General features: G+C 63.0%; 19 protein-coding genes. 7 read left to right on the forward strand and 12 right to left on the reverse strand.

Features of this window, described 5'->3' with window-relative positions; genetic code table 11:
• The first annotated feature begins 14 nt into the window (after nucleotides 1-14).
• Complete coding sequence (gene betB, locus NUH88_RS02760) at nucleotides 15-1,478, forward strand: betaine-aldehyde dehydrogenase (RefSeq protein WP_257769819.1); 1,464 nt, start codon at nucleotides 15-17, stop codon at nucleotides 1,476-1,478.
• A 573-nt stretch (nucleotides 1,479-2,051) separates the two neighbouring features.
• Nucleotides 2,052-3,200, forward strand: coding sequence for an FAD-dependent monooxygenase (locus tag NUH88_RS02765; RefSeq protein ID WP_257769820.1), 1,149 nt, complete (start codon nucleotides 2,052-2,054; stop codon nucleotides 3,198-3,200).
• Here NUH88_RS02765 and NUH88_RS02770 read toward each other — a convergent pair.
• The 8 genes from NUH88_RS02770 to NUH88_RS02805 form a co-directional block, all read right to left on the reverse strand.
• Nucleotides 3,188-4,636, reverse strand: coding sequence for an aldehyde dehydrogenase (locus tag NUH88_RS02770; RefSeq protein ID WP_257769821.1), 1,449 nt, complete (start codon nucleotides 4,634-4,636; stop codon nucleotides 3,188-3,190). The genes NUH88_RS02765 and NUH88_RS02770 overlap by 13 nt on opposite strands.
• Nucleotides 4,637-4,720: 84 nt before the next feature.
• A complete protein-coding gene (locus NUH88_RS02775) occupies nucleotides 4,721-5,530 on the reverse strand; it encodes an ABC transporter permease subunit (RefSeq protein WP_257769822.1) in 810 nt (269 codons plus the stop codon).
• Entirely contained in the window at nucleotides 5,527-6,429 is a 903-nt protein-coding gene (locus tag NUH88_RS02780; RefSeq protein WP_257769823.1) for an ABC transporter permease subunit, read from the reverse strand. The genes NUH88_RS02775 and NUH88_RS02780 overlap by 4 nt, the downstream gene beginning before the upstream one ends.
• A 1-nt stretch (nucleotide 6,430) precedes the next feature.
• Complete coding sequence (locus NUH88_RS02785; protein WP_257769825.1) at nucleotides 6,431-7,585, reverse strand: ABC transporter ATP-binding protein; 1,155 nt, start codon at nucleotides 7,583-7,585, stop codon at nucleotides 6,431-6,433.
• A gap of 84 nt (nucleotides 7,586-7,669) precedes the next feature.
• Complete coding sequence (locus NUH88_RS02790; RefSeq protein WP_257769826.1) at nucleotides 7,670-10,528, reverse strand: FecR domain-containing protein; 2,859 nt, start codon at nucleotides 10,526-10,528, stop codon at nucleotides 7,670-7,672.
• A gap of 56 nt (nucleotides 10,529-10,584) precedes the next feature.
• On the reverse strand, nucleotides 10,585-11,949 hold the full coding sequence (locus NUH88_RS02795; RefSeq protein WP_257769827.1) for a hypothetical protein: 1,365 nt from the start codon (nucleotides 11,947-11,949) through the stop codon (nucleotides 10,585-10,587).
• 203 nt (nucleotides 11,950-12,152) lie between these two features.
• Nucleotides 12,153-13,190 carry an NADPH-dependent curcumin/dihydrocurcumin reductase gene (gene curA / locus NUH88_RS02800; protein WP_257769828.1) on the reverse strand — a complete coding sequence of 346 codons (1,038 nt, stop codon included), beginning with the start codon at nucleotides 13,188-13,190 and terminating at the stop codon, nucleotides 12,153-12,155.
• Nucleotides 13,191-13,299: 109 nt separating this feature from the next.
• Entirely contained in the window at nucleotides 13,300-14,190 is an 891-nt protein-coding gene (locus NUH88_RS02805) for an EamA family transporter (protein WP_257769829.1), read from the reverse strand.
• A gap of 88 nt (nucleotides 14,191-14,278) precedes the next feature.
• On the opposite strand from NUH88_RS02805, the gene NUH88_RS02810 reads away from it, so the two are divergent.
• A complete protein-coding gene (locus NUH88_RS02810) occupies nucleotides 14,279-14,740 on the forward strand; it encodes an Lrp/AsnC family transcriptional regulator (RefSeq protein ID WP_257769830.1) in 462 nt (153 codons plus the stop codon).
• Here NUH88_RS02810 and NUH88_RS02815 read toward each other — a convergent pair.
• Genes NUH88_RS02815 through NUH88_RS02825 form a run of 3 tightly spaced genes read right to left on the reverse strand, consistent with a single transcriptional unit; the run spans nucleotide 14,737 to nucleotide 18,294 of the window.
• Entirely contained in the window at nucleotides 14,737-15,366 is a 630-nt protein-coding gene (locus tag NUH88_RS02815) for an ATP-binding cassette domain-containing protein (protein ID WP_257769831.1), read from the reverse strand. The genes NUH88_RS02810 and NUH88_RS02815 overlap by 4 nt on opposite strands.
• Complete coding sequence (locus tag NUH88_RS02820; protein WP_257769832.1) at nucleotides 15,363-17,048, reverse strand: ABC transporter permease; 1,686 nt, start codon at nucleotides 17,046-17,048, stop codon at nucleotides 15,363-15,365. Before NUH88_RS02820 ends, NUH88_RS02815 begins: the two co-directional genes overlap by 4 nt.
• Before the next feature lie 25 nt (nucleotides 17,049-17,073).
• On the reverse strand, nucleotides 17,074-18,294 hold the full coding sequence (locus NUH88_RS02825; protein ID WP_257769833.1) for an ABC transporter substrate-binding protein: 1,221 nt from the start codon (nucleotides 18,292-18,294) through the stop codon (nucleotides 17,074-17,076).
• Between the two features lie 269 nt (nucleotides 18,295-18,563).
• Here NUH88_RS02825 and NUH88_RS02830 point away from each other — a divergent pair, with 269 nt between their 5' ends.
• The 4 genes from NUH88_RS02830 to NUH88_RS02845 all read left to right on the forward strand — a co-directional run bounded on the left by NUH88_RS02830 (nucleotide 18,564) and on the right by NUH88_RS02845 (nucleotide 22,916).
• Nucleotides 18,564-19,379 carry an IclR family transcriptional regulator gene (locus tag NUH88_RS02830; protein WP_257769834.1) on the forward strand — a complete coding sequence of 272 codons (816 nt, stop codon included), beginning with the start codon at nucleotides 18,564-18,566 and terminating at the stop codon, nucleotides 19,377-19,379.
• Between the two features lie 47 nt (nucleotides 19,380-19,426).
• On the forward strand, nucleotides 19,427-20,980 hold the full coding sequence (locus NUH88_RS02835; protein ID WP_257769836.1) for a class I adenylate-forming enzyme family protein: 1,554 nt from the start codon (nucleotides 19,427-19,429) through the stop codon (nucleotides 20,978-20,980).
• Between the two features lie 257 nt (nucleotides 20,981-21,237).
• Entirely contained in the window at nucleotides 21,238-22,629 is a 1,392-nt protein-coding gene (locus NUH88_RS02840; RefSeq protein ID WP_257769838.1) for a DEAD/DEAH box helicase, read from the forward strand.
• 77 nt (nucleotides 22,630-22,706) lie between these two features.
• Nucleotides 22,707-22,916 carry a cold-shock protein gene (locus tag NUH88_RS02845; RefSeq protein ID WP_257769840.1) on the forward strand — a complete coding sequence of 70 codons (210 nt, stop codon included), beginning with the start codon at nucleotides 22,707-22,709 and terminating at the stop codon, nucleotides 22,914-22,916.
• 61 nt (nucleotides 22,917-22,977) lie between these two features.
• On the opposite strand, the gene NUH88_RS02850 is transcribed toward NUH88_RS02845, so the two are convergent.
• Complete coding sequence (locus NUH88_RS02850) at nucleotides 22,978-24,033, reverse strand: dipeptidase (RefSeq protein ID WP_257769842.1); 1,056 nt, start codon at nucleotides 24,031-24,033, stop codon at nucleotides 22,978-22,980.
• Nucleotides 24,034-24,135: the final 102 nt, after the last annotated feature.

The following is a 24,135-nucleotide window of genomic DNA, read 5'->3' on the forward strand; positions in this document are numbered from 1 at the left end:
AGAAGGACCAAGAGATGCGCGCGCAACCGATAGCCTCCCACTTCATCGCCGGCTCCTATGTCGAGAGCCCCGGCGGCAAGGGCTTCGACAGCCTCTATCCGGTGACTGGCGAGGTGATCGCCAAGATGCATGCCGCCGCCGGCTCCACCATAGACAAGACTGTGGCCGCCGCCCGCGCGGCACAGAAGGAATGGGCAGCCCTCAGCGGCGCCGAGCGCGGCCGGGTCCTGCGCCGGGCAGCCGAGATCATCCGGGAGCGCAATAGGGAGCTCTCCGAGCTTGAGACACTCGACACCGGTAAGCCATTGCAGGAGACATTGGTCGCCGACGCCGCCTCGGGCGCCGACTGCCTCGAGTATTTCGGCGGTATCGCCGCCGACATCCATGGCGAGTTCACCGATCTCGGCGGCTCCTTCGCCTACACGAAGCGCGAGCCGCTCGGCGTCTGCGTCGGGATCGGAGCCTGGAACTACCCGATCCAGATCGCCTGCTGGAAATCCGCGCCGGCGCTTGCCTGCGGCAACGCGATGATCTTCAAACCGTCGGAAACCACGCCATTGACCGCGCTGAAGCTGGCCGAGATCTACAAGGAGGCAGGCCTGCCCGACGGTGTCTTCAACGTGGTGCAGGGTTTCGGCGATGTCGGCGCCAAGCTGGTCGCGCATCCGGGTGTCGCCAAGGTGTCCGTTACCGGATCAGTTCCGACCGGCGCACGCGTGATGGCGGCGGCGGCCGAGGGACTGAAGCACGTGACGCTCGAACTCGGCGGCAAGTCCCCGCTGATCGTTTTCGAGGACGCCGAAATCGAGAACGCGATCTCCGGCGCGATGCTCGGCAATTTTTATTCGAGCGGACAGATCTGCTCCAACGGCACCCGCGTCTTCGTGCAGAAGGACATCAAACAGAAGTTCCTCGACCGGCTGCGCGAACGCACCTCGAAGATCCGGCTCGGCGACCCGATGGACGAGGAAACCCATCTCGGCCCCCTCGTCTCAAAACCGCAGTTCGAGAAGGTGCTCGGCTATATCGGAAAAGGCCGAGAGGAAGGCGCCCGCGTGATCATCGGCGGCGATGCCGCGACTGTTCCCTCCTTCAAGGAAGGCTGGTTCGTCGCGCCGACCGTCTTCGCGGACGTGACGGACAACATGACCATCGCGCGCGAAGAGATCTTCGGCCCGGTCATGTGCGTGCTCGATTTCGATACCGAGGAGGAAGTCGTTGCCCGTGCCAACGCGACCGAATTTGGTCTCGCCGCCGGTGTCTTCACGAAGGACATCCAGCGCGGGCACCGGGTCGTCGCCGCGCTGGAAGCCGGCACCTGCTGGATCAACGCCTACAACCTCACCCCGATCGAGATGCCCTTCGGCGGGGTTAAGAAATCCGGCATCGGCCGCGAAAACGCCCGCGCCGCGATCGAGCACTACACGCAGCTGAAGAGCGTCTATGTCGAGATGGGGGACGTCGAGAGCCCTTACTGAAGGGCGAGAGCAAGCTTGGGACAGCGGCGCCAACACTCTGACGGCAGGAAATCTAATTGATCGGGTAGAAGGCTGGATCTTCAAGGTAGCAATAAAGATCGAAACCGCTCACGGTCAGAATGAGTACAGGTCCGACCGTGGAAATTTTCCACAGCAACGAATAAGCCCTGCTTTCGGCAGTCGCCTGAAGTACCGACCTGCATCTCCTGTAGAAATCCATGACCCAATACCGAATCAAGAGGTCCATGTCCGCGCCGCATGACCGGAACCGTTCGGCGAAGTCACTAATATGGTCTGACGGATCCACGCATCCCACCGATCCGGCGCGCCATCCGCCAAGAACTGAAAAGCCGGACTGTCCAAATATGTCGGCAGGTGCCACCGGTTCGATTCATACCTTATGGTTTCCTCAGGCAATTTTTCTGCTTGTCCGGTTCGCAATTGGCAAAATAGATCTCCTATCTGATAGGATTTTTCATATACCCATGATGGAAACGGTTTCAACCCAGGCTCGGTGTTGTCAGAGCGATCGACAGCGGAAAGAATGCCGGCAACGAATCTGGGGAAATGCTCATGCGTATCGCGGTTGTCGGCGGCGGACCTGCCGGACTCTATTTCTCGTACCTGATGAAACGCCGGAGGCCGGAGACCGAGATCCGGCTCTACGAGCGCAATCCGGAAGGCGCTACCTTCGGCTTCGGCGTCGTCTTTTCCGACACGGCGCTCGCCTTCATGGCGGCGGACGATCCGGAGACCCACGACGCGATCCTCCCCGCCATGGAAACCTGGCGGGACCTCACGCTCGATCTCGAAGGCGAGCGGATTGCGATCGACGGCATCGGTTTCGCCGCCATCGGGCGGCTGGAACTGATCCGGATCCTCACGGATCGTGCGCGATCTGCCGGTATCGATCCGCGTTTCGAGACCGAACTGACGGACCTCGCCGAAATTGAAGGCGCGGATCTGATCGTTGGCGCCGACGGCCTGAACTCACTGGTCCGAGGCGACGGCTCGGTCTTCGGTGCCGAACTGCCGGAACTGGAGAACCGCTTCATCTGGTACGGGACGGATCGCCCATTCGATACTCTGACCCAGTCCTTCCGCCGGTCCGCAGACGGTCCGTTCAACGCGCACCATTATCGCTACACCGCCGACCTCAGCACTTTCATTGTCGAGACGGATGCCGCGACCTGGAACGCGGCCGGCTTCGACGGCATGGACGAAGCCGGGAACCGGTCATATTGCGAGGATGTTTTCTCGGACGTTCTCGCCGGCCATCGCCTAATCTCGAACAAGTCACACTGGCGCCGCTTCCCCAAACTCTCCTGCCAGACCTGGCATGACGGAAAATGCGTGCTGATCGGAGACGCGGCTCACACCGCGCATTTCTCCATCGGCTCCGGGACACGGCTTGCCATGGAAGATGCCCTGGCGCTCGCTTCGGCCCTGCTTGCGCAGCCGGACAATATTCCGGCCGCCCTCACCAACTTCGAGACGGCCCGAAAGCCGATATGCGACAAGATCGTCGGCGCCGCAAATCGCAGTGCCGAATGGTATGAGGATTTCGCCCGGCACTTGGAACTTGGACCCGCCGAATTTGCGCACAGCTACATTCAGCGCAGCGGGCGCATCAGCGACGAGCGGCTGAGAAGCCTGGCACCGCGGTTTTTCGAGCGATACAGCGGCGCCTGGGACAGCACCGAAGCGGCTCAGATGGGATAATGCTGATCCGGGTCTTCGACCGTGATCCAGCGAAGTTCCGTAAATTCCGCCACGCCGGCGACTCCGCCGAAACGGCCATAGCCCGACGCTTTCACACCGCCGAAGGGGATCTGCGCCTCGTCCGCGACCGTCGGCCCGTTCACATGGCAGATGCCCGACTCGATCCGCCGAGCGACATCCATGGCCCGGCGGATGTCGGAGCCATAGACAGAAGCGCTCAATCCGTATTCGGTGTCGTTGGCCACCGCCACTGCCGCATCGACATCGTCGACCCGGATGATCGTGGTCACCGGACCGAAACTCTCGGCCGAATAGATCTCCATCTCGGGCGTCACATGATCGACGATGGTTGCCGGCATGATGGTTCCGATATCCGGCGCGCCGCCCGCAATGACCTGCGCCCCCTTGGCCACCGCGTCCTCGATCAGACGCGTCACATGGTCGATGGTGCTCCGGTCGATCACCGACCCGAGATGGACCTGCTCCTCGGGCCGGCCGGTCTTCAATGACGCTGCCTTTTCAGCGAAGGCGGCCGCGAACTCGTCGGCGACCGCATCAAGGACGATCACCTTCTCGGTCGACATACAGATCTGACCCTGGTTCATGAAGGCGCCGAAAGCGGCGCCGCGCACCGCCGCGCCGATATCCGCATCGTCAAGAACGACGAAAGGCGCCTTGCCGCCGAGTTCCAGGAGGCAGGGTTTCAAATGCTTCGCGGCGCGCTCCGCGATGATCCGGCCGACATGGGAAGACCCTGTGAAATTGATCCGCCTCGTCAGAGGATGATCGATCAGCGCGTTGACCACTTCCGGCGCGTCCTCTGCCGCATGCGTCACGATATTCAGCACGCCTTCCGGCAGACCACCCTCCACCATGCAGTCACCAATCAGCCTGTGCAGGCCTGGACAGCGTTCGGAGGCTTTCATGACGACGGTGTTGCCGCAGGCGATCGGCATAGCGAAACAGCGGACACCGAGGATCGTCGGCGCGTTCCAGGGCGCCATTCCGACCAGCACGCCGATCGGCTGCCGATGCCCCATGGACAGCGTCCCGGGCTTGTCGGACGGGATGATCTCACCCTTGATTTGGGTTGTCATGGCTGCCGCCTCGCGCAGTATCTTCACGGCAAGCATGACGTTGAAGCCGTGCCACGGCCCGGTGCCCCCGGTTTCCCGGCGGCCTATCTCGATGAAATCCGGTGTCCTGGCTTCAAGCGCATCGGCGCATTTGTTCAAAACGGCGCGGCGTTCAGACGGACCGGTGCGGGACCATGTCTCGAATGCGGCGGCAGCAGCGCGGACGGCCTTGTCGACATCGGCCTGAGAAGCCGCAGCCGCGGTCGTGACGACCTCGCCCGACACGGGATCCCTGCGCGCGAAGCTCTTGCCGCTCGTCGCCGCTACGGCTTCATTAGAAATGAGCAAACCGATTTCCATCCCGTCCTCGTTTTCTTGTTTATTGAAATTGCCGCGAAGGTATGGGGAACGGCGCGTCGATCTGTCAAGATCGCCAAGGATGCCTTATCCCCGGCTCATCCGCCGAATCTGCACCCAGGTCGCCCCCCCGGCCGCGAGCGCCACGGCGCCGATCAGCAGCGTGGCGAGCGCGTTGATTTCCGGCGTCACCCCGAGCCGGACCTTGGAAAAAATCACCATCGGCAAAGTCGAGGAGCCCGGCCCCGAGGCAAAACTGGCGATGACCAGATCGTCGAGCGAGAGCGTGAAGGCGAGCAGCCATCCGGACGCCAGGGCCGGCGCGAGCATCGGCAATGTCACCAGCAGAAAAGCGGTCAGCGGCCGCGCGCCAAGATCCATCGCGGCCTCCTCGATCGAACGGTCGAGCCCGCCGGCCCGCGCCTGCACCACAACGGCGACAAATGCAGTCGAGAAAGTGATATGGGCGATCAGGATCGTGTCTACGCCGCGCCCCGCCGGCCAGCCGATCAGCTGCTCCATGGAGACGAAGGTCAGCAGCAGGCTGATGCCGATGATTACATCCGGCATCACCAGCGGCGCGGCGATCAGGCCAGTGAAGAGCAATCGCCCGCCGAACCTTCCGAAACGCGCCAGCGCAAGTCCCGCCATGGTGCCGAGCAGGGTCGCTCCGGTCGCGTTGATCACCGCGATTTTGATCGAGAGCCAGGCCGCCATCAGCACCTGCTCGTTCCGGAGCAGTTCTCCGTACCATTTTACGGACCACCCGCCCCAGACACTCACCAGCTTGGAGGCATTGAAGCTGAACAGGACGAGCACGATCAGCGGGAGATAGAGAAAGGCAAATCCGCCGGCCACCAGGGTCAGCAGCGCGACGCGGCCGCCGGTCCTTCTCATGACGTGGCACCCCGGCGTTGCTGGACGACCTGAAACAGCATGATGGGCAGGACCAGGAAGAGCAGCAGCACCACGGCAAGCGCGGAGGCCAGCGTCCAATCCCTCTCGTTAAAGAAGGTGTCCCAGAGCATCCGTCCGACCATCAGCGTGTCGGAAGCGCCGAGCAGGTTCGGAATGACGAACTCTCCGGTCGCCGGAATGAAGACGAGCATGGCGCCGGCAATGATCCCCGGTATCGAAAGCGGCAGGGTGATCAGCAGGAATGCCTTCCAGGGCCGGCAGCCGAGATCCTCCGCCGCCTCAACCAGCGACCAGTCGAGCCGCTCCAGCGTGGCGTAGAGCGGCAAAATCATGAACGGCAGATAGGTGTAGGAAATCCCGACATAGAGCGCGAAATCGGTCTGCAACATGCGGATCGGACTGTCGATCACGCCGAGAGAGAGAAGCAGAGCGTTTACCAGGCCGGTATCGGCCATCAGCGTCTTCAGCGCATAGACCCGGAGCAGGAAGGAACTCCAGAACGGCAGCATCACCGCCATCAGCAACAGGTTGCGGGCCAGCGCGCCCGCCCGCGCGATGGCATAGGCCATCGGGTAGCCGATCAGCAATGTGACCAGCGTCGCGCAGCCCGCGACCCAGAGCGAATTGAGATACCCCGCCCGGTAGAGCGCATCGTCGAACAGCAGTTCGTAATTGAAGAACGATCCCTGATAGCCACCATCCGCCCCAAACAGGGGCGAATAAGGCGGTTGCGCGATCATCGGCTCCGAGAGCGAGATGCGGAACACGATGGCGAAAGGAACAAGGAAGAAGACGAAGAGCCAGAGATAGGGAATGCCGGTCACCACCCCCCTGCCGGAGAGCCAGAACGGGCGGCGTCCTTCGGAGACGGCAGCCATCTCAGTCGGTCCCGAGCAGCATTGCGTGGGCAGGCTCGAACCAGATCTCGACCCGGTCGTCCCAGTCGACGTCGCGGTCCGCCGCATTCTCGCTGTTCGCGCGCGTCACCTCGACCAGATGTCCCTGCCTCGTACGCACCCGGTAGGAGGTGACGTCGCCGAGATAAGCAAGCCCCTCGACGGTCCCCTGAAGCCGGTTCACCAATCTCGGCGGCGCCATGCCCTCAAGGGCGATCCGTACCTTCTCCGGACGCACCGCGACCGCACCGGGCATGCCCTCAGAGACGTCTCCCGCCGAGGCGAAAAGCGGATTGTCCATACCCTCCACCGCCAGTTCCGCGATGCCGTCGCGGATCGCGGTCACCACGCCTTCGAAGAGCGAGATATTGCCGAGAAAGGCCGCGACGAAACGCGAACCCGGCCGTTCGTAAAGCGCCTCCGGCGTCCCGACCTGCCGGATCAGCCCCTTGTCCATCACCGCCGCCCGGGTCGAGAGCACCATCGCCTCCTCCTGGTCGTGGGTGACGACGATCATTGTGATGCCGGTATCGTCCGCCAGCTTCATCAGGCGGTACTGAGCGCTTTCCCGAAGCCTCTTGTCGAGCGCGCCCAGCGGCTCGTCGAGCAGCAGGATCTTCGGCCGCTTGACGATGGCGCGGGCGAGCGCCACGCGCTGGCGCTGCCCGCCGGAGAGCTGATCCGGCTTGCGGGTTGCGAAGTCGGTGAGTTCCAGTTGCGCCAACGCGTCGGCCACCCGGTCTTCGAGTTCCGTTCCGCGCACCCCGTCGCGCTTCAACCCGAAGGCGACGTTCGACGCGACATTCATATGCGGGAACAGCGCATAGCTCTGAAACATCATGTTGACCGGCCGGTCGTAGGGCGCGAGTTCCGTCACATCCTCGCCGTCGATCTCGACCCGGCCCTCGCTCGGCGTTTCGAGCCCGGCCAACATCCGAAGCAAAGTCGTCTTGCCGCAACCCGAGCCGCCGAGCAGCGAGAAGATCTCGCCGCGATAGACATCGAGATCGACACCGGAGACAGCTTCGAACAGCCCGAAGCGCTTGACGATCCCACGCAGGCGCACGACCGGCTTATGCCGCTCGGGGTGCTCCCACGGTTTTTCCGCATATGCATCGACAATCGCTCGCTCGGACATTGCCCCCGCCCCGGCCCTGACGCTTGATTGCGTCCACGGTCAGGTGTCGGAGCGGCGCTGTCAATTGTCCGCGTTGCGATCCTGTTATTTCTTGCCGCCGAAGACGCCGGCCGCATGGTAATTCGTGCCTGTGATTTTGAAGTCGCCGCCGAGTTCTGGAGGCGGAGTTCCTCCAGCAGGCCCAAACGTCGCGCCATTCATGATCAAAGTCTGCGTCAGGCTGGTATTGCTCGTGCTATCCGTAATGGTGAAACCATTCTGGGAAGCTTGTGTGAACGTGGCATCCACACTACCCGGCCCCGTAAACGAATTCGGATTGTTTGTCGTATCAAAATTGAAGCTCAGCAGATCGACATCCGCAGTGGAAGCACCGAACGTTATCTTTGCGGAGAAATCTCCTGTTTGGAGAGACGTCGCGCCACTCGAATCAATGACTGTTCCAATCACGTTGCCCGAATATGTGGCATTTCCGGAGGTCACACCTCCCAAGTCGCCGATTGTCGTTGCAACCCCTGCCACCCAGGTCGCCATATGCAGAGTTGCATTCTGGTCATCCATGCGTAACCCCCAGAATCCCCATTTCAGGTAATCACAAGAAGCGCATAGATCGAACGAGGCCGAGTTGTCTCCATGTGTCGCGAACACACCCTCAATGTTCGCCTCCGAGCCTGTTGAGATCGTCCCTGCTGTCAGTTGAGACGCGAATACATCATCAGAGATGTAGCCAGAGACAGAACTGCTGGTTGATGTGCTTATCGTTGTCCCCGTGTTTCCCGCGAGAGAAACAGAGACGTCGATCGTGTCGTTTGACGAGGAAACCGTGAAAAGGCTCGTGTTGCCGGTAGCCGTCGTCGTCGTGAACGCCTCGGCTGTGCCGCCGACCGTCCCGGCGCCGGCGGTGAATCCCGTCACGGTGTTGCTTGCGAAGGTCCGGTCGGAACCGGAAACCGTGACCGTGCCGGACTTGAGAACGGGAACGACGGGGTAATAGGTCGTCCCGACCCCGGTCTGATCTACCATCCCAGCAGGCACACTGTTCGATGTGTCGGCATCCTCGATCGTCGACAGGACGAAATAGTCCGGTGACGTACTGCCGAAGAAATCCCGGCCGCCGGAGGTATCTGCCGAAAACGCCCCTCCCTTGTAGAATTCCGGCGCAGCAGTTCCGGCCTCGTCCGACATGCCGTATCCGAAGCCGGACACATGCAGACCGCCCGCATTGTTCCCGACCCGCCCGATCACCACGCTGCCGATCGAAGTCCCACCGCTCGCATTGAACTCGAAAGAGCTGGAAACGAAGGGCTTGGTCCCGGCCGAGCTGTCCCAATAGATAACTCCGGCCGGCTCCTTGTTGGTGGCGAGACCGCTGACCTCGCTCCGAGCGAACGGCAGACTGTCGGCGAAAAACGGGTCGCTTGCGAGCTTGTACTTGGTCGCGCCGCTGGAGAACGCACCGGTGTAAGCCTGACCGACCGCGATGATTTCCTTTTCGCTGTCGACATCCAGCATGTAACCGACGAATACGGGGTCGTTCTCGTGTTCGATTTTGCCGCTGAGCGACGATGGCGTCGTACCGGCAATCTGCGACGAGCAATCGAGGCTGCTCGGACAGCTCGTGATCGAAGTCGGTGCGCTCGCGGTCGGCGCGGCGTAGAACAGCCGATAACTGCCCGCCGTCGACGAGCCGGTCAGGATACCGCCGACATCCTGGTCGCTGCCGGAAACGCTCACCGACGAAAGCCGCCGGTCCGTCAGAGGCGTGATGCCGTTCGTCACATTCGCGCCTTGGGTCGCGAAGGAGCTGTTACCGCGGAAGGCAAAGCCGGAGTAGGACCGCGAGAACGACGTCGGCGGAGTGGTCGTTTCGGTCGTGGTTTCGATAGGTTCCACGGGCGCAACAGGCGCAACCGGCGCCACTGGAGCCGGCGCGACCGGAGTCTCCTCGACTTCAGGCGTCGGGGTAACCATCACAAAATCCTGCGGCCGGTCCGCTTCCGGCCGCGGTGGCGGAACTTCAAGGACATCCCGGTCCTGTTCGACGCTTTCGCCATTCGTCAAACCTCCGGAAGGGGCATCGAAGCGGGCCGGTGCCAGCTCCTCCTGCTGTCGCTCGAAAGTGGCAAGCTCGGCAACTTGCGTTTCGATCTGTGTCGCCAGTTCCCGACCGGAACCGGCGGCCTGCTGAGCCGTCTGGCTCTGGACCGCGACTTGACCCGCTGTCTGGCCCTGGTTGGGATCGGCGGACTGGCCGGAGCTCTCCGGCGTTCCCCCGTCGGCCGCTGCCCCCGACGATCCCGCCTCGAATGCCTGAAGGCGCTGGTTCAGCGCTTCGGGAGACCGGCGTTGCGGCTCGGACGGGGCTGAACCAGCGCTTGCCACGGAAATGAAGGTTCCGGGCGTCGTGGTCGTTTGCACCGTGCCGTTGACCTCGAGGGTCATCTCCTGCCCGAAGAGGAAATCGACCTCTATTCCGCCCGTCGGCTCCACGGAGATAACCGCGATCCCCCCGCGGATTCCCATGGTCCCGACCGGTGTCTTGAATTGGACCGCCCTCTTCTTGCTGATCCGGCCACCGACAAAGCGGACGATCCCCTTCGTCAGACTGACCGCCATCTCGCCGGTCCGAGAGTCCGGATCGTAGACGAAGCGGTCGATCACCAGATCGGATTTCGGACCGATCGTCATCGAGGAACCGTCTTCGAAGAGCAGTTGCGCCCGGCCGGTCGGATCAGTAACGACCTTCTCCTCGTAGTACATCTTCGTTCCGGTATCGAGGAGACGCTCATCCGCATTCGGCGGCGTACCGAGTGCGCGCGTCGTCGCACCGGACGCAACCCCGACCTGGCGGTTCGAAGCCGTGGCGGAGCCGTCCGCCAAGACGGTTGCGAGCACCGTCAATGCGGTCGTCTTCAGAGCCAGATTGAGAAGGCTGTTCTTCGCCATGTTCACTTCCTCTCTTCCGAGGCGCACCGGTCAGGCCGCACCTGTCAGTCCCCGCGTCAAAACTGGACCGCCACCCCCATGGAGAATGCCCAGTTATCGTATTCGTAATTCGAAATGGTGGAGTCGACCTGCTTGAAGAGACCGCTCGCGACGAGCGAGACATTGTCACGCACGCGCACGCTCCCCACGAGCTGGACCTGCCATTCGGTATCGTCCCGCGTCACGTCCGGATCGATGGAATCGAGCGGCTCGTCATAGGGTACCGCGGCGAGTTTGCCGATCGCCGACAGGCTCCACGGACCTGTATGTTCGGGAAGCGGAGATTCGAATATCCGGGTTACGCTCGCGGAACCTTCATAGCGCCAGTATCGACGGCCTGCCGCATCGGAACTGTCCCGCGTTACCGCACCGGTGAATGACATTCGCGTGTTTGATGACAGAATGTGGCTGACGGTCACCCCGCCGTATCCTCGCGGCCCGTTCAGCTCTTCCTTGTTTGTCGGATAGGTCGCGGTGTTGTTGTAGTTCCGGCGCGTCATATAGGTCTCGAAAAAGAGACCCGTTTCGGAACTGATCACATAATTGCCGTCAAAACCTGCCCCGTAGGACGTGTAATAACGGCTGTCTTCGAGGTTTACGATATCGGCTCGTACAAAAGGCCGGATATCGAGCCCCCTCAGAAAATCGGGATCCATCGTAAATCTCGGTCCCGAGCGAAATTGCAGGATCGATGTGTCCAGCTGGTCCTGAGTGACCTGGTTGGACAGATAGCCGACCACCTCGTTCTCAAGCTGGATCCGCGGCTCCACGCCGTAATCGTAGAAATGCAGGAGTCTCGCCGAGACGAATTGGTCGACATCCGCCTGATCGGTGAAAGTGCTGTCCAGATCCGCATCCAGGCCAAGCACGCGAACCTTGCCGCTTGCGGGACCCGCATTTGCATTGCTCTGGTGCCGCAGGCCGGCAAAAACGGATCCGCGGAAACGATGTGGAGACGTCTGGTCATCGATCGCCTCCAGAAACTCGGCGACACGGGACTTCACCAGATCCGGCGCTTTCGGGTCATCCCGGACCTGTTCCAGATACCCCTTCGCGACCTGATAGGATTTCAGCCGGAAATAGAGAACCCCGAGCTCCATCTTCACCCGGGGTAATTCCGGGTCGATCAGCAGCATTCGTTCAAGTGTGGCGATCGCGCCTTCATAGTCACCGAGCCGGATGGCGAGCAGCGCGAAAGCGAAAGATTTGTCGAGGTCCCCGGGGTCCTCGAACATCGTCCGGAAAGCCGCATCGTAGGCTTTCTCGATATCCGAGCGGTCGGGCGCCGGGGGCGCCGCATACTGAGCCTCTGCCGGATGGGAGGAAAGCAGGTCAAAAAACAAGAGCGCCAGAACGACGGTGAAGAATACGCCGAACTTCATATGGCAAGCGCCTCAGCCGTACACGCGCTACTCGCCGCGATCGTCAGTTCTACCTTCATTAGCCCCATCATCGCCCCACGACAGCACGCGATCGTAAATTGGCCGCAAATTAAAATTAAGTACGACCGACCGCCGACGCCGTGGCGAACCCCACAAGCCTCAATACTCCCCTAGCCAGACTATTACAGAATTTCCCTTACGGTTTATGACCGCGTTGGGTCTTGGCCTACCTTGACCACGAGTTTGCCGAAATTGCCGCCTTTGAGCAGGCCCATGAAGGCCACGGGTGCCCGGTCCAAACCGTCGACTATGTCCTCGCGGTACGTCACATGCCCATCCGCGATCCAACCGGCCATGTCGCGCGCGAAATCCGGATAATCCGCGGCAAAGTCGTAAACAATAAATCCCTGAATTCTAATACGTTTTGTCAGAATCGCCCGCATCAAAGCGGGCACCTTGGTCTCCATTTCGGGAAAGCTTGTCGCGTTGTAAAACGCGATTGTCCCGCATACCGGCATGCGCGCGAAGGGGTTGAAGAGCGGGAACACGGCGTCGAAAACCTTGCCGCTGACATTCTCGAAATATACGTCGATCCCGTCCGGGCAGGCCGCCGCGAGTTGGGCTGCAAAATCAGGGGCGCGATGGTCGATGACCGCATCGAATCCGAGCTCGTCCTTCACAAAGGCGCATTTCTCCGGACCGCCCGCAATACCGACCGCGCGGGCGCCGCGGATCTTCGCGATCTGCCCGACGACGGATCCAACCGCGCCCGAGGCCGCTGCGACCACGACCGTCTCGCCTTCTTTCGGCTGGCCGATGTTCTTCAGTCCGGCATAGGCTGTCAGGCCCGGCATCCCAAGCACGCCGAGAGCGGTCGAGATCGGTGCCGCCCCCGGGTCGAGCTTGCGCAACCCGGTCCCGTCGGAGAGGCCGAAGCTCTGCCATCCGATACGGTTCAGCACGACGTCGCCAACCGCGTAATCCGGGTGATTGGAGACAACCACCTCGCCGACCGTCTCGCCCTCCAGAACGCCGCCGATCGGCACAGGAGCGGCATAGGATTTCGCGTCGCTCATCCGCCCCCGCATATACGGGTCGAGCGAAAGGTAGATCGTTCGGATCAGCAATTCGCCCGCCCCGGGCTCCGGCACCGGAGCTTCTTCCATACGGAAATCGGCGGCCTTCGGTTCGCCTTCGGGCCGCGAGGCCAGCAGCCAGCGACGGTTCACGAGATCGGTCATGGGTTTATCTCCCCTTCAACTACCCGAACTCTGGATAGCCTTTGGGGCAAAGCGGGGTCCAGCGCTGAACCGTGATATCTCTCCTGCGATCGCCCGAAGAACGGACGCTCTAAGCCGCGTCACTCTGACGATGGATGACGATACCGGTCATGACGAGTGCGAGGCCGGCGAGATCCAGCGACGACGGGAACTGCGCCAGCACCAGCGCCGCGATCACCGTTGCCGTCGCCGGCAGCAGCGCCAGAAGAAGCGCGAAGGAAGCCCGCGGTAGCCGCGCCATGGCGAACTGGTCGCAGATATAGGGGATGACGGAGGAACAAAGGCCGACACCGATCCCGGCCAGCACCAGTTCCGGCACAGTGAGGACGGCCCAGGCCTCGGAGAGCCCCACCGGAAGCAGAAAGATGAACGCCACTGCCATCGCCGCGCCGAGACGCTCGACGCCGTTCCCGGCGCCTTCAGAAGCCAGCCTGTGCCCGAGAATGACGTAAAGTCCGAACAGGGCCGCGTTCAGGGCGGACCAGAAAAGCCCCACCGGATCGCTCTGCCAGCGCACATCGATCAGCAGCAGCACGCCCAAGACCGTCAGCATCAGCGCCGCCAGATTACGAAGGCTGCGGGTGCCGGCAAGGGCGATGGCGATGGTGGCGACGAACTCCATCGCCGCCACAAGGCTCATCGGCAGGCGGTCGAGGGCGAGATAGAAGGAGGTGTTCATAACCGCGAGGCAAAGCCCCATCGCCAGCAGGATCAGGCGCATGCGCCGGTCCGCGCGGGCGAAGACGCGCCAGGGCCGGGTCATCGGAGCGAAGATCAGCGCCGCGGACCCGATACGGAACCAGGCTACGCCGAGCACGCCGACATGGGGGAACAGGAGCACCGCGAAGGACGGTCCGAGATAATGAAAGACGGCACTGATCATGAACCAGAGATGCGGCGGAGGCGCGACCGGCAATGCGCGGCGGAAGCCCGTCCGGGAAATCTTCTCGACATCTGACATGCCGAAAGATTGAAACCGCTCTGGCCAATTCTCTATAGTCGATGATAGGTTTATGAATCTTTTTTCCTTTTGTAATTAGGAAAAACTGTTGAGACGACTTCGATACGAAAACGGCCCTCTTGACCGGACCGACGAACAGCTTCTTCTCGCCCTTTCGGAAAATGGCCGGGCAAGTATCGCCGACCTCGCCCGCCGTGTCGGGCTCTCCTCCCCGAGCGTGTCCGAGCGGCTGAAGCGGCTCGAGGAAGCGGGTATCGTCACCGGTTATGCGGCACGGATCGACGCCGCCGCGCTCGGCTGCAGAATCGGCGCCTGGCTGCGCATCCGGCCCATTGCGGGAAAGCTGAAAGAGACTGCCGCTATCCTCGAGGCGGCGCCGGAGATCGTCTCCTGCGACCGCATCACCGGCGATGACTGCTTCCTTGCCAAGGCTCAGGTCCCGGATATCGCCGATCTCGAGCCGCTAATCGACAAGATCAACCAGGTCGCCTCGACCAACACGTCGATCATCCAATCGACGATTGTCGCGCCGCGCCTGCCGTCTTTCTAGAAGGTCAGCTCCACCACAGGCCCGCCCGCCGCTTCGGCGTCCTCCGGATCGTGGGTCACCAGAACCGTCGGCAGTTGTGCTTCCCGCAAACGATCGAAGGTGAACGTCCGGATATCGGCCCTGAGATGTCTGTCGAGCTTCGAGAAAGGCTCGTCCAGAAGCGCGGCGCGCGGCTCCGAAAGCAGCAGCCGCAACAGGGCGACGCGGGACGCCTGCCCGCCGGATAAGGTCGCAGGATCCCGCCCGGCAAACCCCTCCAGGCCGAACCGGGCCAGCGCGTCGGCAGCCCGCGCGCGGCGCCCGGAGAGGCCCGGCGGCATCCCGAACAGAAGATTGCCGCCGACGCTCAGATGCGGAAACAGCATCGGATCCTGAAACAGCAACCCGACATGCCGCTGTTCCGGAGCCCGGTCCGTGATGTCCTCGCCATCGAGCAGCACCCGGCCCTCGGCCGTAAACGGCTGGGTCAGGAAGCCGGCAATGTAAGAAAGCAGCGTCGACTTGCCGGAACCTGACGGCCCCATCACGGTCAGCACCGTGCCCGGGCGCACGCTCCGCTCCAGCGACAGCAACTCTGTGTTGCCGAGCCTGATCCGGACCCGGTCGAGGGCCAGCCCTTCGCTCATTGCGTCTCTCCCAACATGCCGCGACGATGGCGCCAGACCAGACGCGGCACGGCGAGCGCCAGTCCGAAACCGAGGATCGGCAGCACCGCCTGGGTCAGGGCCCAGGCCCCGATCAGCCTGCGGTCGCCGCCGGCGGCGAGTGCGATCGCCTCCGTCGTGACGGTATCGATCCGCCCGGCGCCGAGAAGACGGGTCACGAGATACTGCCCGATGCTAACGGCGAGGCCGACCGCGAGCGCCGCAAGCGCCGGTGTCAGAAGCATCGGCAGCGTGACTTTCCAGAATACCGCACCTTCGCCTTTGCCGAGGGTTCGTGCGAGACGGCTCCAGGCGGGGTCGAGACGACGGTAGGATTCCGACAGGGTCAGGTAGACATAAGGCAGCACGAAGACGACATGTCCGGCCGCGACGAGCCCCCCACCCGGCATGAGACCGGCGAGCTCCGCAAGCAACACCAGCCCGAACAGAAACCCGATCTGAGGCACCAGCAACGGGACATAGAAGAGAAACTCGAGCGGCCGGCCCGCCCTCTTCCCGGCACGGCGCTCGTTCTCCAGCATCGCGAGAACGAGCGCAAGGGAGAGTCCGGCAGCAACGGCAGCGATCCAAATCGTCGCCCAGACGGGCTCGGCCGACGTCTCGGCAACTTTCTGCCAGTGATCGAAAGTCCAGCGGCGCGGCAAGGCGTCGGGAAAACGCCAGACCCGCGTGAAAGCGCTGAGGGCGAGCGCGACGACACCGAGAGCGGCGGCGAGCAACAGCGCCGGAAACAATGTCCGACCGGCGACCCGCAGCCCTCCTTCTGCGAAGGTGCGCTTGCCGCTTTCCAGCCAGCCGCGCCCCGTCGCCATGAGGAGCCGCTCAATACCAACCCAGAGCGCGATGGCGCTTGCGGTCACGCCGAATTGCAGGACCGCACCGGCGGCCGCGAGCAGGCGGTAATCCAGCTCGGGATCATTCGACCAGCGCAACACCTGGACGGCGAGCAGCGGCGGCGCGACCGGACCGAGAATGAGGGCGACATCGATATTGGCCGAGGAATAGGCAATTACCGCGTAGACCGGCAGGCGCAGAAGCGGATAAAGCGCCGGCACCACGGTCTTGAACCATGCCGAGATCCGGCCGTATCCGAGCGCACGCGCCATATGCATGTTTTGCTCTGCGCGGATCTGCGCCAGCGGCGCCAGCGCCATGAGCAGCAGGAACGGCACTTCCTTCATGACAAGGCCCGCCATCAGGGAAAGCCCGAGTTCGTCCTGCACGATCAGCAGATCCGGCGGACGCTGCCAGCCCGTCGCCCAGGGAGAGAGCAGCCGGGCGAGAAAGCCGGACGGCGCGATAAGAAAGGCGAGCGCGAAGGCCGCCGCCGCGTGCGGCACCGCGAGCAGAGGTGCGATCGCCTTCCGCAGCCAGCCGAAAGCCCGAGTCTCGAAAAAGACCGCGAGGAAAAGCATCGCCAGCCCGAGCGAGACCCCGGCCGTGACCAGTCCCGAGGCGAGCGACAGCAGGACCGAGCCGCCAAGGCCGGGCCAATCGAACAAGCGCCGCCAGACGTCGAGGCCGAAATCGGCATGACCCAGTACCGGCAGGTACCCGAAGGACGGCACCAGCGCGCCGAGCGCCCCGGCAAGCACCGGTCCGGCGAGAATGGCGGCGACCAGATACGGAGAAGCTCTCAGCATGGATCCGGACAGGTTGCGATAAACGTCACCGTACTGCGTAACGCCGGTTCCATTCCTCCTCAAGCGCGTCGGTCCAGCTCGGGTACGGTTCCGCCAGCATGCTGCCGAGCCGGTCCGCCGGGAGCGCCGCAGGCCCAAGATCCATCGATCGGAAGGCCTCCGCCTCGTCGGCCGTCAGCGCGTCCAGTGCCAGGACCGTCGCCGACCCCCAAAATTCCGGATCCTGCTTGCGCAGCTGCGCCTCCGGCGAGAGCAGGAAGTTGGCCAGAACGCGCGCTCCCTCGCTGTGCGCGGCATTGAAGGGAATGGCGACAAAGCTGACATTGCCAATGGTCCCGACATCGAAGACGTAGTTCCGAACGGTCTCCGGCAGCTCGCCGCTCTCGATCCCCGCCGTCGCCTCCGACTGGCTGAAGGCGAACGCGATCTCGATCTCTCCGTCGCTCATCAGGCGCCGCATGGCGCCGGCGTTTTCCGGAAAGCTCCGCGCCTTGCGCCAGAGCAGCGGATGCAGCGCATCGAGATAGTCCCAGAGCGGTGCCGTGACCGATGCGAAATCCGCCTCGCCGGCCGGCCGGTAGAGCGCATCGCGGTTTGCCGCACGCTCCAGGAGAACCTGTTTCAGGAAGGTCGTTCCGAGAAAGGACGGCGGCAGCGGATAGGTGAAACGCCCTGGATTTTTCTTGGCCCATTCGAGCAATGCCGCGCTGCTGCGCGGCGGCTCGGGAAGGGCTGCCTCGTCGCGATAGAAAACGAGCCGCGCCCGCGACCAGGGCATCTCCAGGCCGTCCACCGGCACGCCGAAATCGAGCGCGAGATCGGGGTTGTTGGCCTGATCTGTCAGCGCGAAATTCGGCAGTCCTTCAGTCCATGGCTCCAGAAGCAAGCCGTTGCGTTTCATCGCGGCGAAATTCTCGCCGTTGATCCAGATGAGGTCGACGGCCCCGCCTTCGATACGGCCAGCGGTTTTCTCCGCCAGGACCCGGGAGACGGCCTCGGCCGTGTCCGTCAGTTTCACATGCACGACTTCCAAGTCGTAACGCTCGGCGACCTGCTCCCCCGCCCAGGCGATATAGGCATTGATCCGCGTGTCGCCGCCCCAGGCGTTCCAATAGACCGTCTGTCCCTTGGCGGCTGCGACAATCTTGTCCCAATCCGCTTTGGAGCTGCCGGCCGTTGCCGGAGTGAGGAGCGGCAGAAGGAAAACAGTCAGCGCGAGGAGGGCGAGGCGAAGCAGGACGGGCACGGCAGAAACTCCATGAAAGCCACCAGGGCAAATGCGGCGCGCACGCTAATACAGCTTTCCGCCCACCAGAAATGACATCGCCGCGAGGGTGGGGGAAAACGCACATTCGGCAAGGGCCCCGGGCCGGTTCAGTTTCGACACGCGGAACAGCGTTCCGCAAATTGACCTCTTCACGCCCTCCATGGCATATTTCACGAAACCCGCCCGAGACCAGAGGCGGGGCCGCGGTCAGGGGCCGCGGCATGGAAAGAAGGAAACGGCCAGACACGATGTCCCGCGACAACGATCCGACAGAAGACGGAAAAGACCGCCAGTTCGTTACCGCCCTTGCCCGCGGCCTCGAAATTCTGCGCGCCTTCGAACCTGGCGACGGCGGGCTCGGCAATCAGGAACTGGCCGAGCGCACCAAGCTTCCGAAGCCAACCGTCTCGCGGCTGACCCATACACTGAAGACCCTTGGCTACCTCACCTTCGACGACTCGACCGGGCTTTATCAACTTGGGCCAAGCGTGTTGTCGCTCGGCTACTCCTTCCTCGCCAATCTCGACATCCGCTCGCGGGCCCGCCCGCTTATGCAGGAGATGGCGAACGACGTGGATGCCGCCATCTCGCTCGGCACACGCGACCGGCTGACGATGCTCTATCTTGAGACCTGCCGGGGCGACGGCGCGTTGACGCTGCGCCTGGATGTCGGCTCCCGCATCCCTATTGCGGAAACGGCGATGGGCCGGGCATTCCTCGCCGCCCTGCCGGAAGAGGAGCGCGGTTATCTGATGGACCATATCGAGCGCAAGGACCCCGAGCGGTTTTCCTTCCTGAAAGACGGTGTCGATCAGGCGGTCGAGGACGTCGCGACCCGCGGTTTCACCCTCTCGCTGGCAGACTGGCATAAAGACGTGCACGCGGTCGGCGTGCCTGTGGTCCTGCCGGACCGCTCGGCGGTGTTCGCCCTCAATTGCGGCGGCCCGCGCTTTCTTCTGACCAAGGAGCTGCTTGAAGAGGACCTCGGCCCGCGCCTGGTTCGTCTGGCAGAGACCCTGACCATGGGCGGACAAAGCTTCCGCGTTGTCGCCGCCAATCCCTGAGACCCTGATCGGGCAGCTTGCCCGCCCCGCACGCTTACGGACCGGAAATGACCAGTACTTTCGAACGCAGCTTTCCCGAAGGCTCGTACCTGCACGCGATCGTCGACCGCCGGGCGGAGGACTCCGCGGACCGTCCGCTGCTGACAGATGACACGGTAAGTCTCGACGGCCAGGGCCTGAAGGCGGCGGTGCTGAAGGCTGAGACGGCATTGCGCGACTACGGCGTGCGCGGCGGTGACCGGGTTCTTCTGGTCAACGAAAACTCCGTCGCACTGCAGGTCATGATTTTCGCGCTGTCGCGGATCGGGGCATGGACCGTTCTCATAAACGCGCGTCTGACCGAAGCCGAGATCGCCAAGATCGCGGAGCATTCCGGCGCGCGCACCACGATCTTCACGACCGGCGTCTCGCCCGATGCGGCGGCGCATGCGGCGAATGCCAACGCGGTTCCGTTCGATGCCGGGCAAATCGGCGATCTGATGATCGCGCCGCTGAACGAGGCGGCCCAGGCGGAACCGCTCGATGCCGACGGCACCAAACAGGTTGCGGCCCTGATTTATACCTCCGGCACCACGGGCCAGCCCAAAGGCGTCATGCTGACCCATGGCAACCTCCTGTTCATCGCCGAGGCCTCAGGCAGCATCCGCAAGATCGGGCCGTCGGATTTCGCCTATGGCGTACTCCCGACCTCGCACGTTTTCGGCCTCGCCTCGGTCTTTCTCGGCACGCTCGCCCATGGCGGCCATCTGCGCACCGTCTCCCGCTTCGTGCCGATGGAAGCCGCGCGTGCGCTCGAGGAAGACGGCGTCACCATCTTTCAGGGCGTGCCGGCCATGTATGCCCACCTGCTCGAACTCTCGGCAAAGCGGGGGGCACCGCTTCCAGCGCCGAAGCTGCGCTATCTTTCGGCCGGCGGCGCCCCCCTTGATCTCGCCATCAAGGAACGCGTCGAGAAAATGTGGAACCAGCCATTGCATAACGGCTACGGGCTGACGGAGACCTCCCCGACCGTCACCACGACGCGGATGGAAAGTCCGGTATCCGACGAATCTGTCGGCCCTGTCCTGCCTGGGGTCGAATGCCGTATCGCGGATCAGGAGACCGGACTGCCGCGCAAGGCGGGAGAGGTCGGGGAAATCTGGGTGCGTGGCGCAAATGTCATGAAAGGCTATTACCGCGACCCGGAGCAGACCGCCAAAGCGGTGACCTCGGACGGCTGGTTCAAGACCGGCGATCTCGGCCGCATGGACGGAGACGGCAACCTCTATGTTGTCGGAAGACTGAAGGAACTGATCATCCGTTCCGGGTTCAATGTCTATCCGGCGGAGGTCGAGGGCGTGCTCGCCGCGCATCCGGATATCGCACTCTCCGCCGTCGTCGGACGCGTTGTCGGCGACAACGAGGAAGTCGTCGCTTTTGTGCAGCCCATCGCAGGCCGGATCATCGAGAAATCCGAGCTCGAAGCACATATGCGAGCAAACCTCGCGCCCTACAAATGCCCGAGCCATTACGTTTTTCTTGAGGCGCTTCCAGCAACGGCGACAGGCAAAATTCTGAAGGCCCAGCTTAAGAAAACAGCGGAAAATCTCAGCATCGTGTGAGGCGTTCACGGATCCGTGAACAGCGTCCCTCAAGCCCGCCGGGTGAAATCAAGTCCTTGACTTCTCGGACATTAACCACCATTCCTATGGCGATGTGGCGGTGATCGCGCGACGGCTTCGGTAACGGTAGCTTTCTGTCACCCCGCAATTGGATGAAACTCCGTTGGCTCCAGGTGCGCGTGGAAGACGGCAAATACGATGCCCTGTCTATGGTTTCACGACCCGATAGCGCCCGTTGCGATGGACTTTAAGACTCAGTGACTTGTAAGACTTTCTCCGAGCTCGCCCTGTGCGAGCCGCTCCTGCGTTCCCTACAGGACGCAGGGTTCGAAACCCCGACCCCCATTCAGCAGCAATCCATTCCCCTGGTTCTCGATCGGCGCGACCTGCTCGCGATCGCCCAGACCGGGACCGGCAAGACTGCAGCCTTCTCGCTGCCGATCCTGCAGCATCTCTGGGAAAGCGATAAGGATGGCCGCAGGCGCCTGCCTGCGAAGACGGTCCGGGTATTGATTCTGGCCCCAACCCGCGAACTCGCCGTTCAGATCGGCGAGAATATCGCGACCTTTACCCGCCACCTGAAGATGAAACAGGTCGTCATCGTCGGCGGCGTCAGCTTCGGCCCGCAACGCGCGGCCCTCGGCCGCGGCGCCGATGTGCTCGTTGCAACCCCCGGCCGCCTTCTCGACCTCGTGCAGCAGAACGCCGTCATTCTTGACGCGGTCTCTCACCTCGTGCTCGACGAGGCTGACCGGATGCTCGATATGGGCTTCGTCCACGATGTCCGGAAGATCGCCCGGCTGGTTCCCGAGGCGCGGCAGACCCTGCTCTTCTCGGCCACAATGCCGCCGAAGGTTGAACAGCTTGCCCAGTTCCTGCTCGATGAGCCGGCACGGGTCGAAGTGACCCCGGAAGTGGTGACGGTCGACCGCATCAAGCAAACAGTCCACCATGTCGAGGCGCCGGCGAAAAAGAACCTGCTGCTGCAGGTCATGTCGGACCCGGATTATGCCAAGGTGATCATCTTCACCCGGACCAAGCACAAGGCGGACCGGATCTCGAAGATGCTGACCGCCTCCGGCATCGAGTCCGAGGCTCTGCACGGCAACAAGACCCAGAGCGCCCGCCAGCGCGCGCTCGGCCGCTTCAAGCAGGGTGCGGTCCGTGCCCTTGTCGCGACCGATATCGCGGCCCGCGGCATCGATGTCAGCGACATCTCCCACGTGATCAATTTCGAGCTCCCGAACGAGCCGGAAAGCTACGTCCACCGGATCGGCCGGACGGCGCGGGCCGGCACCGACGGCAGTGCGCTCTCGCTCTGCGCGCCGGACGAGTTCGCGTATCTGAAGGATATCGAACGTCTGATCGGGCAGCGCATCGAGGTTGTGGGCGGCACCGCACCGGAAGGCTCGGCCGCGAACGATGGCGGCCAGCCGAAAAACGGCCGAGGAAACGGCGCCCGCAAGAGTCGCGGTCGCAAACGGAATGGAAAGCCGTTCGCAAAGGGTCCTTCGGACAAGCCGCCGCAACAGCAGCAGCGCGCACCGAAAGGCAAGCCGCAAAACAACAAGACACGGCCGCAGAAACCGGCTGCCGGAGGAGACGGGAAGCTCCGCCGGAAGTCCAGGGATCGCCGCGAGGCCGCGTAGGAGAGAGATACAGTCACCGCCGCCCCGGGGCACCGGGGTGGCCCCCAAAATGGCATTGCATTACGAAGGAGACGACTATGCCGACAGGGACAGTGAAGTGGTTCAACACCACCAAAGGCTATGGCTTCATCAAACCGGATGACGGCGGGTCCGATGTGTTCGTGCACATCACCGCTCTGCAGACCGCCGGCCTGACCGATCTGCCGGACGGCACGAAGATCACCTACGAGCTGGAAGAAGATTCCCGCCGCGGCCGGTCTTTTGCCGCCGACCTGAAGGTCGACTAACAGACTTTTCGTCCCGGACCTCCGCCAAGGGGGTCCGGGATCTCCTCTTCCGGCTGCGGGCTCAGATCCCGGTACGCGCCAAGAGTGACAGCCAGTTCTCCGCAGCGATCTTGCGGATCAGTTCCTCGCCATATCCCGCCAGACGATACCGGTCGATGAGATGCGGCAGGCCGGTCACGTCGCCGATCCCGTCCGGAACGGTGCAGCCGTCGAAGTCGGATCCGAAAGCGACCCCGTCCTCGCCGAGCTTTTCCAGCAGATAGTCCGTATGGGCGACGATCTGATCCAGATCCGTCGCCGCATTCTGTTGGCCGTCGGTCCGCAGGAACCCGACATGGAAATTAACCCCGACGAGGCCGCCGCTGGCCCTGATCGCCTCAAGCTGCGCGTCTGTCAGATTGCGCGGCGACGGGCAGATCGCATGCACGTTCGAGTGCGACGCGACGAGCGGCTTGGTCGAAAGGCGCGCGACGTCCCAGAACCCCTTCTCGGTGATGTGCGAAAGGTCGACCATTATGCCCATCGTGTTACAGGCCCTGATCAGATTCTCGCCCGCCTCGGTCAGGCCGCTGCCTGTATCCGGCGAAGACGGGAAACTCATCGGCACACCGTCCCCGAAATCGTTCTTCCTGCTCCAGACCGGTCCAAGCGAGCGCAGGCCCGCCTGGTAGAGGCCGTGCAGGTTCGAGAGGTCCGTCTTCAGGCATTCGACGCCCTCGATATGCAGGATGACCGCGAGCTTGCCGTCGGACATCGCCCGCCGCGCCTCGGCTATCGAATGAGCGATCACGACGGTTCCCCGGGAGCGTTCCTCGAGCGACCGCGCCATATCGATCATGCGCTGCGTGAATGGCTCGGCCACAGCTTGCGATACGGGGGCGAAATTGGCCGGATCCCGCGGCGAGAGTTCCAACTCTTCGCCTTCCGAAATCCGGGACGGCGTGAACATCGCGAAAAGACCGCCGCAGAAGCCGCCCTTGCGCGCCCGCGGAAGATCGATATGTCCCCGTTCCCCCTGCTCGAAGAAGCTCCCGGCACCGCCCCCGGTCTTCCCGAGCACCAGTCGGAGAAGCGTGTCGTTATGGCCGTCGAAAATCGGAATGAGAGTATCGGTCAATTTCAATCCAGGCAGATCACGTGAAGCACGGAGGGAACTGGGCGGGGACCGCCCTGGCGCGATGAGATGTCCCCCACCGGCCTTGGGAATCGGAGCGGCATC

Origin of the sequence: Nisaea acidiphila, assembly GCF_024662015.1 — a bacterium.
In the GTDB taxonomy this organism is placed as follows: Bacteria; Pseudomonadota; Alphaproteobacteria; order Thalassobaculales; family Thalassobaculaceae; genus Nisaea; species Nisaea acidiphila.